1 protein-coding gene is annotated in these 227 nt (G+C 57.3%); it reads left to right on the top strand.

Annotated features, from left to right (window positions below; all coding sequences use genetic code 11):
* On the top strand, positions 1-227 hold a 227-nt coding region (locus tag MO867_RS23225; RefSeq protein WP_252473518.1), incomplete at both ends, for a 2-oxo acid dehydrogenase subunit E2.

The following is a 227-nucleotide window of genomic DNA, read 5'->3' as shown; positions in this document are numbered from 1 at the left end:
CAGCATCCCCCACTTCACCTACGGCGATGAAGTGGACATGAGCGCGCTGCTGCAACTGCGTGGCCAACTGAAACTCAAGGCCGAACAGCAGGATGTGCGCCTGACACTGATGCCCTTTTTCATGAAGGCGATGGCACTGGCGATTCAGTCCTTTCCCATCCTCAACGCCCGGGTGAATGACGACTGCACTGAGCTGCATTACCTGCCGAGCTGCAATATCGGCATGG

This window comes from Microbulbifer okhotskensis (genome assembly GCF_023895975.1).
In the GTDB taxonomy this organism is placed as follows: domain Bacteria; phylum Pseudomonadota; class Gammaproteobacteria; order Pseudomonadales; family Cellvibrionaceae; genus Microbulbifer; species Microbulbifer okhotskensis.
The sequence above is the reverse complement of the archived record's forward strand: the minus strand, read 5'-3'. Positions and strand labels throughout refer to the sequence as shown.